At 63.6% G+C, this 14,132-nt stretch carries 10 protein-coding genes; 4 read left to right on the top strand and 6 right to left on the bottom strand.

Going from position 1 to position 14,132, the window contains the following annotated elements:
* Positions 1–83: 83 nt before the first annotated feature.
* From IB261_RS28610 to IB261_RS28620, 3 genes are all read right to left on the bottom strand, one after another.
* A complete protein-coding gene (locus IB261_RS28610; protein ID WP_045215532.1) occupies positions 84–1,451 on the bottom strand; it encodes an aspartate aminotransferase family protein in 1,368 nt (455 codons plus the stop codon).
* A 61-nt stretch (positions 1,452–1,512) separates the two neighbouring features.
* Positions 1,513–2,871, bottom strand: coding sequence for a glutamine synthetase family protein (locus IB261_RS28615; protein ID WP_081515238.1), 1,359 nt, complete (start codon positions 2,869–2,871; stop codon positions 1,513–1,515).
* Between the two features lie 40 nt (positions 2,872–2,911).
* The gene (locus IB261_RS28620; RefSeq protein WP_081515237.1) at positions 2,912–3,661 is read right to left on the bottom strand and encodes a gamma-glutamyl-gamma-aminobutyrate hydrolase family protein; all 750 of its coding nucleotides are present in this window, start codon (positions 3,659–3,661) and stop codon (positions 2,912–2,914) included.
* A 278-nt stretch (positions 3,662–3,939) separates the two neighbouring features.
* Between IB261_RS28620 and IB261_RS28625 the strand changes: the two genes are divergently transcribed.
* The 4 genes from IB261_RS28625 to aguA all read left to right on the top strand — a co-directional run bounded on the left by IB261_RS28625 (position 3,940) and on the right by aguA (position 8,711).
* Positions 3,940–5,319: a glutamine synthetase family protein gene (locus IB261_RS28625; RefSeq protein ID WP_024762139.1), complete on the top strand. Its 1,380-nt coding sequence runs from the start codon at positions 3,940–3,942 to the stop codon at positions 5,317–5,319.
* A 249-nt stretch (positions 5,320–5,568) separates the two neighbouring features.
* Positions 5,569–6,630 (top strand): polyamine ABC transporter substrate-binding protein, encoded by a 1,062-nt coding sequence (locus IB261_RS28630; RefSeq protein WP_081515236.1) that lies wholly within the window; start codon positions 5,569–5,571, stop codon positions 6,628–6,630.
* A gap of 55 nt (positions 6,631–6,685) precedes the next feature.
* The gene (locus IB261_RS28635; RefSeq protein WP_081515235.1) at positions 6,686–7,327 is read left to right on the top strand and encodes a TetR/AcrR family transcriptional regulator; all 642 of its coding nucleotides are present in this window, start codon (positions 6,686–6,688) and stop codon (positions 7,325–7,327) included.
* Between the two features lie 274 nt (positions 7,328–7,601).
* Positions 7,602–8,711: an agmatine deiminase gene (gene aguA / locus IB261_RS28640; protein WP_192383623.1), complete on the top strand. Its 1,110-nt coding sequence runs from the start codon at positions 7,602–7,604 to the stop codon at positions 8,709–8,711.
* A 181-nt stretch (positions 8,712–8,892) separates the two neighbouring features.
* Here the strand turns inward: aguA and IB261_RS28645 are convergent, their stop codons facing one another.
* The 3 genes from IB261_RS28645 to IB261_RS28655 form a co-directional block, all read right to left on the bottom strand.
* The gene (locus IB261_RS28645; protein ID WP_081515233.1) at positions 8,893–10,269 is read right to left on the bottom strand and encodes an OprD family porin; all 1,377 of its coding nucleotides are present in this window, start codon (positions 10,267–10,269) and stop codon (positions 8,893–8,895) included.
* A 527-nt stretch (positions 10,270–10,796) separates the two neighbouring features.
* Positions 10,797–12,155 carry an OprD family porin gene (locus tag IB261_RS28650; protein ID WP_045215520.1) on the bottom strand — a complete coding sequence of 453 codons (1,359 nt, stop codon included), beginning with the start codon at positions 12,153–12,155 and terminating at the stop codon, positions 10,797–10,799.
* 846 nt (positions 12,156–13,001) lie between these two features.
* Positions 13,002–14,123, bottom strand: coding sequence for a polysaccharide biosynthesis/export family protein (locus IB261_RS28655; RefSeq protein ID WP_192383622.1), 1,122 nt, complete (start codon positions 14,121–14,123; stop codon positions 13,002–13,004).
* Positions 14,124–14,132: the final 9 nt, after the last annotated feature.

Raw genomic sequence — 14,132 nt, forward strand, 5'->3', positions numbered from 1 at the left:
GTGGCGTGGACATCTCCTTCCGTCACCACCCGGTGAGCCTGGCCAACGCACAGGCGCAGTCTGTCAAAGGTCCGGTGAAAGACTCAAGACAGAACGGCTGCGGCGGTTTGATCGAGGCACTTGCGCGCCAGGGTGATCAGGTCATCGATCTGCGATTTCTCGATCACCAGCGGCGGCGAGATAATCATAGTGTCTCCCACCGCGCGCATGATCAGACCGTTGCGGAAGCAGTGCTCGCGGCACAGCATCCCGACACCCTTGCCTTCGAAGCGCTCGCGGGTCTTCTTGTTCTTCACCAGCTCCAGTGCTGCCACCAGGCCTACCCCGCGGGCTTCGCCTACCAGGGGATGGTCGGCCAGCTCTTGCCAGCGCTGTTGCAAATACGGTGCCGTTTCGTTCTTCACACGCTCGACGATCTTCTCTTCCCGCAGGATGCGGATGTTCTCCAGCGCCACCGCAGCGGCTACCGGGTGACCAGAGTAAGTGAAGCCGTGGTAGAACTCCCCACCCTCATTCAGGGTATGGACGATCTCGTCGCGAACGATCACGCCGCCCATGGGGATGTAGCCGGAGGTCAGGCCCTTGGCGATCGGCATCAGGTCCGGGGCGTTGCCGAAGTACTGGCTGCCGAACCATTCGCCGGTACGGCCGAAGCCGCAGATGACTTCGTCGGCGATGAACAGGATGTCGTACTTGGCGAGGATCTCGCGGATCTTCGGCCAGTAGGTCTTCGGCGGAATGATCACGCCGCCCGCGCCCTGCAGGGGCTCGGCGATGAAAGCGGCGACCTTGTCTTCGCCGACTTCGAGAATCTTCTTCTCCAGCTGCTCGGCCGCCCAGACGCCGAACTCTTCCGGGTCCATGTCGCCGCCTTCGCCGAACCAGTACGGCTGGGCAATGTGCTCGATGCCGGGGATCGGCAGGTCACCCTGCTCGTGCAGCGCCTTCATGCCGCCCAGGCTGACGCCGGCGACGGTGGAGCCGTGGTAGCCGTTCCAGCGACCGATGACCACTTTCTTCTGCGGCTGACCCTTGATGGTCCAGTAGTGGCGAACCATGCGCAGCACAGTGTCGTTGGACTCCGAGCCCGAGCCGGTGAAGAACACGTGGTTCATGCCTTCGGGGGCGATGTCGGCGATAGCCTTGGACAGCTCCAGCACCGGCGGGTGGGCGGTCTGGAAGAACAGGTTGTAGTAGGGCAGTTCCTGCATCTGCTTGTAGGCGACTTCAGCAAGCTCCTTGCGACCGTAGCCGACGTTCACGCACCACAGGCCAGCCATGCCGTCGAGGATCTTGTTGCCCTCGCTGTCCCACAGGTATACGCCTTCGGCCTTGGTGATGATGCGCGCACCCTTCTCGTTCAGCTGCTTGTAGTCGGTGAACGGAGCCAAGTGGTGATCGCGGCTGAGCGCCTGCCAGTGTTGGGTGTTGGCGCTGGTCTGGTTAGTCATCTTGATAAAACCTCTTCTCTAAGAAACACGGGGCCCGGCCACGCGCCGGACCCCACGCCGATCAGACAGAAAGCAGAAGGAACTCACGCTCCCAGGAACTGATTACTCGCTTGAAGTTCTCGTGCTCGGCGCGCTTCACCGCGACGTAGCCCCGAATGAACTTGTCACCCAGGTATTTCTCCAGGGTCTTGCTGCCTTCCATGCACTCCAGGGCGGCTTCGATGGTCAGCGGCAGGCGCAGGTTACGCCGTTCGTAGCCACGGCCTTTGACCTGGGCACTGGGTTTGAGGCCTTCGACCATGCCGATGTAGCCGCACAGCAGGCTGGCCGCCAGGGCCAGGTAAGGGTTGGCGTCGGCGCCGGCCAGGCGGTTCTCCACGCGGCGGTTGTCCGGGGTGGAATCCGGTACGCGCAGGCCCACGGTACGGTTCTCCTCGCCCCACTCCACGTTCACTGGCGCCGAGGTATCGGGCAGGAAGCGGCGGAACGAGTTGACGTTCGGCGCGAACAGCGGCAACGCCTCGGGGATCAGCTTCTGCAGACCGCCGATGTGGTGCAGGAACAGCTCGCTCATGCTGCCGTCGGCGTTGGAGAAGATGTTCTTGCCGGTCTTGAGGTCGACGATGCTCTGGTGCAGGTGCATGGCACTGCCCGGCTCGCCGGTCATCGGCTTGGCCATGAAGGTGGCGGCGACGTTGTGCTTGAGGGCGGCCTCGCGCATGGTGCGCTTGAACACCACGATCTGGTCGGCCAGGTCCAGGGCATCGCCGTGACGGAAGTTGATCTCCATCTGCGCGGTGCCTTCTTCATGGATCAGGGTGTCCAGATCCAGGCCCTGCAGTTCGCACCAGTCGTACATGTCCTCGAACAGCGGGTCGAATTCGTTCGCCGCGTCGATGGAGAAGGACTGGCGACCGGTCTCCTGGCGACCGGAACGGCCGATCGGAGCCTGCAGCGGGTAGTCGGGGTCGTCGCTGCGCTTGGTCAGGTAGAACTCCATCTCCGGCGCCACGATCGGTTTCCAGCCCTTGTCGGCGTACAGCTGGAGAACGCGCTTGAGCACGTTGCGCGGCGACAGCTCGATGGGGTTGCCCAGCTTGTCGTAGGTGTCGTGGATGACCATCGCAGTCGGCTCGATGGCCCAGGGGACGAGGAACACGGCATTCTCGTCCGGGCGGCAGACCATATCGATGTCGGCCGGGTCCAGCAGGTCGTAATAGATGTCGTCTTCGACGTAATCACCGGTCACGGTCTGCAGGAGAACGCTCTCCGGCAGGCGCATGCCCTTCTCGTTGAGGAATTTCGCGGTCGGCGCGATCTTGCCCCGGGCAATCCCGGTCAGGTCGGCGATCATGCATTCCACTTCGGTGATCTTGCGTTCTTTCAACCAGCCACTGAGCTGGTCTAACTTGCTAGTCATAAAGACCTCAGGGTTTGAGAGCCCGGCCCCAACGCCGGACTCAGCGGTTCCCCGCCCTCTTGCTGCAGGCTTTGCCGAATGCCTGGAAGATAGCGAGATAGTTGGGGTTCGTTTCGACCTGCCACTCCGGGTGCCACTGCACCCCGACGGCAAAGGCCGCACCTTCGACGGAGAAGGCTTCAACCAACCCGTCAGGCGCCAGAGCTTCTACACGAAGGCCGGGCGCCAGACGATCAACGCCCTGGCCGTGAATAGAGTTGACCTGGAACTGCGAGGGTAGCCCGATACCGGCGAAAACGCCGCCCGGCTGCACGTCGACGACGTGCCGCAGACCATATTGGATTTCGATCGGCTCACCCGCGGGTTCGCGGTGGTCCATCAAGCCTTCGACTTCGTGCACTTTCTGGTGCAGCGAACCGCCAAAGGCGACGTTCATTTCCTGGAAGCCGCGGCAGATGCCCAGCACCGGAATCCCGGCCGCGACGGCGCGGCGAATCAGCGGCAGCGTCGTACTGTCGCGCTCGGGATCATGAGGGGTGCCTGCAATGCTGGCGGAGCCACTATAATGATGGGGTTCGACGTTCGACGCCGAGCCTGTGAAGAGCAGGCCGTCGAACGCGGCCAACATGTCTTCCTGGTCGATGGCATCGCCCAGGGAGGGAATGATCAAAGGAATGCCCGAGGCCCCGGAGATCAGCGCTCTGAGGTATTTGTCGCCAGCAACATGGTAGGGTTTGGATGCGATCTGCTTGATGCAGGCGGACACGCCGATTAACGGCAGGCGAGACATGGGACACCCGTGTTTGTAAGTGTTATGGGCTTGAGGCCGAGCTTAGCCTTGTTCATTTTTTTACACAATAGCCATGTAAAAAATCAAACACGCCCCACTGAACAGCCCGCCACCAAAGGCTCTCCGCTCATCAAAAGCGGCTTGAAACGCCCCAAAAACGGCCCATCACGACAGGTGCGCCCCACTTTGGTGCAACATTGACAACCCTTGCCAATTCGGATTGACTCACACCTCAGCTTTCGAATGATTGAAATTTTTAACAATAAAGGTGTTACATCATGTCGGTACCCCAGAGTGCCGTGTCGCTCGAAGAAGCGAGTGAGTTCCTGAAGGAACACCCCGAGGTCCAATTCGTCGACCTCCTTATTGCAGACATGAATGGTGTGGTCCGCGGCAAGCGCATCGAACGCACCAACCTGCCCAAAGTCTATGAGAAGGGCATCAACCTCCCCGCCTCTCTCTTCGCTCTCGACATTACCGGCTCCACCGTAGAAAGCACCGGCCTCGGCCTGGACATTGGCGACGCGGATCGCGTCTGTTTCCCAATCCCCAACACCCTCTCCATGGAACCCTGGCAGAAGCGCCCGACCGCGCAGCTGCTGATGACCATGCACGAGATGGAAGAACGCACGCCGTTCTTCGCCGACCCGCGTGAAGTGCTGCGTCAGGTCGTACAGAAGTTCACCGACATCGGCCTGACCATCGTCGCGGCCTTCGAGCTCGAGTTCTACCTGATCGACCAGGAGAACGTGAACGGCCGTCCGCAGCCGCCGCGCTCGCCGATCTCCGGCAAGCGTCCGCAATCGGTCCAGGTCTACTCCATCGACGACCTCGACGAGTACGCCGACTGCCTGCAGGACATCATCGACGGCGCACGCGCCCAGGGCATTCCGGCCGACGCCATCGTCAAGGAAAGCGCCCCGGCCCAGTTCGAAGTCAACATGCACCACGTTGACGACGCCCTGAAGGCCTGCGACTACGCAGTCCTGCTCAAGCGCCTGATCAAGAACGTCGCCTACGACCACGAGATGGACTCGACCTTCATGGCCAAGCCCTACCCGGGTCAGGCAGGCAACGGTCTGCACGTCCACGTATCGCTGCTCGACAAGGACGGCAAGAACATCTTCACCAGCGAGGATCCCGAGCAGAACGCCGCGTTGCGCCACGCGATCGGCGGTGTGCTCGAGACCCTGCCGGCGTCGATGGCGTTCCTTTGCCCGAACGTCAACTCGTACCGCCGTTTCGGTTCGGCCTTCTTCGTGCCGAACGCACCGAGCTGGGGCCTGGACAACCGTACCGTCGCCCTGCGCGTGCCGACCGGAGCGCCGGAAGCGGTGCGCCTGGAGCACCGCGTCGCCGGTGCCGACGCCAACCCGTACCTGCTGCTCTCGGCGGTACTGGCCGGCGTCCACCACGGCCTGACCAACAAGGTCGAGCCGGGCGCGCCGATCGAAGGCAACGCCTACGAGCAGCTGGAACAGAGCCTGCCGAACAACCTGCGCGATGCCCTGCGCGAGCTGGACGACAGCGACGTGATGAACAAGTACATCAGCCCCGAGTACATCGACATCTTCGTCGCGTGCAAGGAGCATGAGATGCAGGAGTTCGAGTATTCGATCTCCGACCTCGAGTACAACTGGTACTTGCACACCGTATAAGTGGTAAACGAAACGCCGGCCCTCGTGCCGGCGTTTCCTTGTGCCTCTGGCACACCCGGGGAACTGCGACATCGCAACGGCGAGGAGGGGCGCCGCAGCGAGTCACATCCGTCGTTCCTTCCTGCCCGCGATGTCTCCATCCGCCTGTCCGGGCGTGCATCGCGTCTGTCGTGTCTTTGCTGTCGCGCTATCGAGCGGCGAATGAATGCCGCATCCGCTGATTACGTGGTTCATTCAGGGAGATCGCCAATGCCACGCCTGTACGCCTTGATTCTGATGCTGTTGTGCCCGCTGTCCGCCTGGGCCGACCAGGTCATCCGCGTCTACAACTGGAACGACTACATCGCCCCCGAAGTGCTCAAGGACTTCGAGAAGGACACCGGCATCCGGGTCGAGTACACGACCTACAGCACCGCCGAAGAGGTCAAGAAGGCCCTGGAGAGCGGCGAGAAATTCGACGTCGCGGTGCCCTCGCACAACGACCTGCCGGCGCTGATCCGCGACAAACGCATCCAGGCGCTGGACTTCAGCAAGCTGCCCAACCGCAGCCACCTCGACACCCAGCTACTGAGCAAGCTGGCCGCCGTCGACCCCAACAACCAGCACGCCGTGCCCTACCTGTGGGGCGCCGTGGGCCTGGCGATCAACGAACCCGAAGCGGAGAAGGCCTACGGCGGCAAGCTGCCCGACAGCTGGAGCATCCTGTTCGACCCGCAGCAGAGCCAGCGCCTGAAGGCCTGCGGCATGAGCCTGCTGGACGCGCCGGATGAAGCCTTCTCGGTGCTGATGAACTACCAGGGCCGCAACTTTGCCCGCAGTGCGCCGTCACAGATTCGCCGCGCCGGCGAGGTACTTGCGCAGCTGCGCCCGAACCTGCGCTACATCGACAGCGAGCGCTACATCCAGGACCTCAACGCCGGCAAGCTGTGCGTCGCCATGGCCTGGGTCGGCGACGCCCTGGGCGCGGCCAACGCCGGCCAGCCGGTGCGCTTCGTGGTGCCGCAGGAAGGCTCGGTGCTGTTCATCGACAACCTGGTGATCCCCAGCGCATCCGAGCACCCGGACCTGGCGCTCAAGTTCATCGACTACCTGATGCAGCCCAAGGTCGCCGCGCAGATCACTGCCGCCACCCTCTACCCCAACGGCAACAAGGACTCCGCGCAGTTCCTCGACGCCGCCCTGCGCGACCAGCCGGGCCTGTACCCGGACCAGGAGACCAAGCGTCGCCTGTTCGCCCTGGAAACCGCGCCGGAGAAGACTGCCCCGGTGATCACCGACGTCTGGGCCAAGCTGCGCGACGGCGGCAGCTGACTTGCCGAGCACCCCGGAGCTGGCGTCCAATAGCCGCCCAGCTCCGGAGGTCGTCATGCCCGCTCCCTCTCCCACTCGCAAGCCCCGCGCCAGCAGCCAGGCACGCATCGCCGTGATCCTCGAGGCTGCCCGCGCCCTGCTGGCCGAGAGTGGCGCGGCGGGGCTGTCGATCTACGCGGTAGCCGAGCGCGCGGACATCCCGCCCTCCTCCGTCTACCACTTCTTCCCCAGCGTGCCGGCCCTGCTGCAAGGGCTGACCAGCGACGTCCACGCCGCCTTCCGAGCCTGCCTGGAACAGCCCGTCGACCACGCCGCCCTGCGCGACTGGCGCGACCTCGCACGACTGGTCGAGCAGCGCACCCTGGCCGTTTACGCCGAAGACGCCGCTGCGCGCCAGCTGATCCTCGCCAGCCACGGCCTCGCCGAAGTCACCCAGGCCGACAGCCAGCACGACGTGCAACTCGGCCAGGCCATGCGCGAACTGTTCGAACGCCACTTCGAGCTGCCGCCGCTACCGCAGGACATCGAGGTCTTCAGCCTGGCCATCGAGCTGGGCGACCGCGTCTACGCCCTCTCCGTGCAGCGCCATGGGCAGATCACCGGGCGCCTGGCCGAAGAAGGCATGCGGGTGATCGATGCCTACCTGTCGCTGTACCTGCCACCCTGCCTGCCGAAGCGGCCCTCGCCGCTGAAATAATCGATTTTTATCCGATAAAAATCTGGATAAACGGCCGAATTATTCCTTAACAGCTCTTCATAAACCGATTTTTATCGGATATAAATTCTCCCACCCTGGGAGACGCCTGACGCGAGGCAGTGACTGGCGGCCTATACTGGACCGCTCTTGTGGCGCTACCGGCGACGATCTCCCGAATGACACAACCCCCTCCGCAGGATGGGCGGAGCGCAGCGATACCCCTCGATGGCTATCGGCTCGCCCCTTCCACGAAGCACTGACCAAGGACCGCCCCATGACCACGCTGACCAGCACTCCCCGCGCCGATGGCTTCCGCATGCCGGCGGAATGGGAACCCCAGACCCAGACCTGGATGGTCTGGCCCGAGCGTCCGGACAACTGGCGCCTGGGCGGCAAGCCCGCGCAGGCCGCCTTCAGCGCCGTAGCCCGCGCCATCGCCCGCTTCGAGCCGGTGACCATCGGCGTCTCCGCCGGCCAGTACGAGAACGCCCGCGCGCAGCTGGCGGACGCGGCCAACATCCGCGTGGTGGAAATCAGCAACGACGACGCCTGGGTACGCGACACCGGCCCGACCTTCGTCACCAACGACCAGGGCGACGTGCGCGGCGTGGACTGGACCTTCAACGCCTGGGGCGGCCTGGAAGGCGGCCTGTACTTCCCGTGGCACCGCGACGACCAGGTGGCGAGCAAGATCCTCGGCATCGAGCGCTGCGACGGCTACCGCACCGAAGGCTTCGTGCTGGAAGGCGGCTCCATCCACGTCGACGGCGAAGGCACCCTGATCACCACCGAGGAGTGCCTGCTCAACCACAACCGCAACCCGCACATGAGCCGCGAAGAGATCGAGGCCGTGCTGCGCGAGCACCTGGCCATCGATACCGTGATCTGGCTGCCGGACGGCCTGTTCAACGACGAGACCGACGGCCACGTCGACAACTTCTGCTGCTACGTGCGCCCCGGCGAAGTGCTGCTGGCCTGGACCGAAGACCAGAACGACCCGAACTACGAGCGCTGCCAGGCCGCCATGCGCGTGCTGGAATCTGCCCGTGACGCCAAGGGCCGCCAACTGACCGTGCACAAGATCATCATCCCCGGCCCGATCCACGCGACCGAAGCCGAGTGCGAAGGCATCGACCTGGTAATCGGCACCCAGCCGCGCGATCCGTCGATCCGCCTGGCCGGCTCCTACGTCAACTTCCTGATCGTCAACGGCGGCATCATCGCCCCGCGCTTCGACGACCCGGCGGACGCCGAGGCCGAAGCCACCCTGAAGCGCATCTTCCCCGAGCACGAGATCGTCATGGTGCCGGGCCGCGAGATCCTGCTGGGCGGCGGCAATATCCACTGCATCACCCAGCAGCAACCGGCGCCGCAGAAGCGCTGATCCGCTGCAGACAAAAAGGCCGTCGCTCCCACCGGAACGACGGCCTTTTTCATTGCCCGAAACCTGCAGGAGCGGGCCACGCCCGTGACCGCGGACAAAGTCCGCGCCCCTCTGATACCAGCGATCCGTGAGCCCTGCTCACGGATCGCGGGCGCGGCTCGCTCCTACAGAAGTCGCAGCGTTACAGCAGCGGAATGCTGTAGCTGACGATCAGGCGGTTCTCATCCTGGTCACGTTGGCTGGCGGAGCCCGGCGTGCTGGCCGCCGGCAAGCCGCTGCGCAGCGAAGCGTTCTTCCAGGCCACGCCCAGGTTCTTCAGCGGGCCGTCCTGGATGGTGTAGCCCAGGCTGATATCGCGCTCCCACTCCGTCTGCTTGCCGTAGGCGGTGTCGATACTGTCGCCACGCAGGTAGACGGTCTGGAAGTTCAGGCCGGGCACACCCAGGGCGGCGAAATCATAGCCGTAGCGCGCCAGCCAGGTCCGCTCGCCGGCATGCTGGAACTTGCCGATCTGCGAATCGGTGATCAGGTAGGACGAAGCACCATCGCCGTCGTTGATGAACGGGAAGTCGCTGTCGCCGGAGAGGCTCTGGTGCCCGATACCGAAACTGTGGCCCTGCAGGTTGTAGGTGAACAGGCCGCTGAAGGCCTGGTTGTCCACCTCGCCACGGGTCACACCGCTACCGTAGTAGCCGGTGGTGGAATAAAACGGATCATGGCTGCCGTTCTTGCCATCGCTGCTGCTGTGGAAGTAGCGCAGGTCGCTCTTCAGTGTGCCGACACCGACATCCCAGTTGTGCTGCAGGCCGAGGAAGTGCTGCTTGTAGAAATCCTTCAGGTTGCCGTAGTAGTACTGGACGGTGGTGTCTTCGTTGATCCGGTAGTCCGCGCCGCCGTAGTAGAACTTGTTGCTGTACTGGGCGAATTGCGACTTGCCACCGGCGTTCGCCCCGGCAATCGACAGCCCCTGGTCGGAGTTGCTCGAGTTACGACCTTTCATGTGCTCCAGCTGGCCGGCAACGAAGGTCAGGTCCTTGAACTCGCTGGATGTAACCTGCCCACCGCTGAAGGTCTGCGGCAACAGGCGACCGTCGTTGTAGGTCACCACCGGCAGCTTGGGCTGCAGGGTGCCATAGCGCAGTTCGGTCTGCGAAACCTTGGCCTTGGCGGTCAGCCCCAGGCTGGCGAAGTCATCCACCGCACGACCATCGCTGTCGGTGGGGAAGACGATGCCGCCCAGGTTGCTGCTGTCCGGGTTGTACTGCTTGCCCTTGCCGCTATCGAGTTTCACGCCCAGCAGACCGAGCGCATCGACACCGAAACCCACCGTGCCCTGGGTGAAACCTGAGGCGTAGTTGAGCAGGAAGCCCTGCCCCCACTCCTCCTGCTTGCTCGGCGCGGCGGAGCCGTTGCGGTTGTCCTGATTGATGTAGAAGTTGCGCAGGCCGAGGCTGGCCTTGCTGTCTTCGATGAAGCCATCGGCCAAAGCGGCCTGGGCGATACCCGTGGCGGCAATCGCCGCGGCCAGAGTCGAAAGCTTGAGTGTGCGGTAATGCATTACGGTTCCCCATCACATCTTCGTGAGCGCGCCATCGGCAACGGGCGCAGTGCTCGGTGCGATGACGGCAGTCCTGATCACGACGGAGGGGAGAGGACGGAAAACGACGCCAGCCCGGGAGTCCGGATAGGCGGTCTGCGCCGCCTTGCCGCTCCGCTGATGGCCCACCGCACTGCATCATCGAGGCACGCGCCGGGCAGCATCCGCTGCGTCGCCCCATCACCGGAGGGCGTGCTCAACGCCTTTCCCCGGGTCCGCGCGACCGTCGCCACGATAAGAGAAGGTCCGTCGGCACGAAGGAAATAGCCGCCAGGGGCGGCACCTGTTGCGCGATCCTTGACCAGGCTCACGTCGGAAAAATCAGCGGCTCACACGTCGCGATTGAAATGAAGGAGAAACATCCGAAGCCGGGTAGCCGAACACCGATTGGGGCAAGGTTTTTTCACCGACCGCAGGCCGCGCCGGCCACTTACGAAAAAGCCGCCGCCTCTGACGAGGACGGCGGCTCTTGTTCAGCCCGCGGAAGGTTACAGCAGCGGGATGGTGTAGCTGACGATCAGGCGGTTCTCGTCCTGGTCACGCTGGGTCGCGGTGCCCGAGCCGGTGGTCGGCAGGCCGCTGCGCAGCGCAGCGTTCTTCCAGGTGAAGCCCAGGCCCTTGAAGGTGCCATCCGGGATCACGTAGGCCAGGGAGATATCACGCTCCCACTCGCTCTTGTCGCCATACTTGGTGTCGATGTTGTCGCCGTGCAGGTACAGGGTCTGGAAGGTCAGGCCCGGCAGGCCGGCCTGGGCGAAGTCGTAGCCGTAACGGACCTGCCAGGTGCGCTCGCCGGCGCGCAGGAACTTGCCGATCTGCACGTCGGTGATCAGGTAGGCAGTGGCGCCGTCGCCGTTGTTGATGAACGGGAAGTCGCTGTCGCCGCTGAGCTGCTGGTAGCCGGCGCCGAAGCTGTGGCCGCTGACGGTGTAGGTGAACAGGCCGCTCCAGGCGCGGTTGTCGACTTCACCCTTGGTCACGCCGTTGCCGTAGTAACCGCTGGTGTAGAAGTTCTTGTCGTGGCCGTTCTTGCCGTCATCGCTGCTGTGGAAGTAGCGCAGGTCGCTCTTGAGCACGCCCGGGCCGATTGCCCAGTTGTGCTGCAGGCCGAGGAAGTGCTGTTTGTAGAAGTCCTGCAGGTTGCCGTAGTAGTACTGCAGCGTCAGGTCCTTGGTCAGCTTGTAGTCGGCGCCGCCGTAGTAGAACTTGTTGACGAACTCGCCGGTGCGCGCGTTGTTGGCGCCGGCGATGGACAGCCCCTCGTTGTTGCTGGAGCTGCGGCCCTTCATGTGTTCCAGCTGACCGCCGAGCAGGGTCAGGTCCTTGAACTCGTTCGAGGTGACCTGGCCACCCTCGAAGGTCTGCGGCAGCAGGCGACCGTCGTTGTAGGTCACGACCGGCAGCTTGGGCAGCAGGGTGCCGTACTGCAGCACGGTGCTGGAAACCTTCACCTTGCCGGTGGCGCCCAGGTGGGAGAAATCGTCGACCGCGCGACCGTCACCATCGGTGGGGAAGACAGTACCGGAAAAACTCGAGCTGGTCGGGTTGTAATGTGTGCCCTTGCCGCTGTCCAGGCGCACGCCCAGCAGGCCCAGGGCGTCGACGCCGAAGCCCACGGTGCCTTCGGTGAAGCCGGAGGTGTAGTTGAGCAGGAAGCCCTGGCCCCACTCTTCCTGCTTGCTCGGCTCGGCGGTGCCGTTGCGGTTGTCGGTGTTGATGTAGAAGTTGCGCAGGGTCAGGTTGGCCTTGCTGTCTTCGATGAACCCACCGGCGACGGCGGATTGGGCGAGGCCTGCGGCAGCGATGGCGAGCGCGAGGCTCGATTGCGTGAGAGTGCGGCGTTTCATTGGAATTTCCCCATTTTATTGATCTTGGAAAGCAGGCCATTCAAGGCGACCACTGGCTCCAGCGGAGCCCGACCGAACGGCAAGCAGCGGCCATGGCGTGTCAGGCACGCTCGGCATGCGGTAATTCGGCGGTGTTCGGCGCTCCCCTATGCGGGGATCGAGCGCAGGCAAGCAGGCGGGAGGGCAGCAGAAGAATGGAATGGCATGGATCGGATCTCGTGTCTTGTTGTTGTGGCAATGCGCGGGGCATGCGTCAGTGGCTAGGCAATCCCCAGGCCAACCGGCCTTACCTGCCTGACACGCCCGCCATTTCCGACACTCGGAACGATCTGCAAGCAAATTCCTTCAGAAAAATCAGCGGAAAACCGCCACGAGCCCCCTTCATCCTGGCGGATAACCGCCATTCCCCTTTCGCTGTCACGGCAACGCTGGGGGCCACGATAAAAGAAGCTCTATAAATCAAAAAAGAATTAATTATTACTATGTAATTTCTTTTGGGAATATATGGTAGCACGCCGACTGCCCGGCGCCGCCTCCCTGAGGAGGTACCTAGTTCGTGTGAAATGGCTGATCAATAGGAAGCGGCGTAAGGACCAGGCCCGAGCTGCCGAACGCCAGGCAAAAAAAAACCCGCCAGCGCTGCAACGCGGGCGGGTTCGGGACCCTGTGCTAGGGGAAGGTCCCAAAGGAGAGCGGCGGAGTGGAGCCCGCCTAGGAGTGGTGCGTCCCTGCACACGATGGCGGCGATGATGGCCACCACACGGTGCGGAGTCGATTCCAGCGATCCGCCCGCAGCGGTAGGAAATTTCCCAACGCCGCGGGCATTGCCGGAGAGTGCGGTCGCGATCAGTTGCCGCCGACGGCGGCGCTGGTGCCGATGAAGTTGGCCGATGGCAGCAGCTGGCTGATGAAGCGGTTCCAGCGGGTGATGTTGGCCGGGCCGATGAACACCACGTCCTGCGGCTGCATGGCGAACTCCTTGGCCAGGGCGTAGGCGGTCGGGCGCTTGGCTTCCAGGTGGAAGACCTGCGCCTGGAAGGTCCCCGGCGCGGTGCCGGCGACCGGTTCCGGGTTGCCACGGATCACGTAGACCGAGTCGCCGTCGGAGGTTTCCGGGGCCAGGCCGCCGGCGTTGCCGAGCACTTCCAGCAGGGACAGACCGGTGGTGCGATAGGTGACCACCTGCGGACGTTCCACTTCACCGACCACGTAGACTTTCTTGCGGTCGTTGTAGGGCAGGTGGATCTGGTCGCCGTTCTTCAGGTAGATGCCGGTCAGGGTCGAACCGGAACGGTTCAAGGCGTCGACGTCGAGCACGTACTCGCGGCCATCACGCTTGAGGACCAGGCCGGACAAGTCCGCTTCCCCGGTGACCACCCCCGCCTTGCTGACTGCCTGCACCAGGGTGGTCGGCGTGTTGTTCAACTCGACCTGCCCGCCGTTCTGGAAGGCCCCGGAAAGCACCACGTGCTGGCTGGCATAGCGCAACACGGTGACGTCCACCTGCGGGTCGACGATACCCTTGTTCGCCAGTCGCCGGGCCAGGCTCGCACGCAACTGCGCCGGGGTCTGCCCTTGCGCGCGCACCACGCCGGCATAGGGGAAGAAGATGTTGCCGTCGGCGCCGACCACGCGACCGTTGGCTTCCATCTGCTGGGTGGAGCCGGGGCTGGTCAGCTCCGGGTGGTCCCAGACGGTGACCAGCAGCACATCGCCACCGCCGATCACGTAGTCCTCCTGCGGCGGGCGGTAGTTCAGCAATTCTGCGGGCACACCGGGTTTTGCGGCGAACGCGGCCTCCTGGCGTTGCAGCACCTGGGGCGTGATGGGCACGAGGGTGATGTTCATCCCCTCTTTCTGTGCCTCGCGTTGGATATCGGAATCCGTCATGTGCTGACCGGGGGAGAACACGCAGCCTTGTAGCGCCAGACTGCCGACTACAAAGCTGAAAGCGAGCAGGTTTTTCATGGCAATCCT

The sequence above is a fragment of the Pseudomonas sp. PDM20 genome (genome assembly GCF_014852575.3).
GTDB lineage: Bacteria > Pseudomonadota > Gammaproteobacteria > Pseudomonadales > Pseudomonadaceae > Pseudomonas.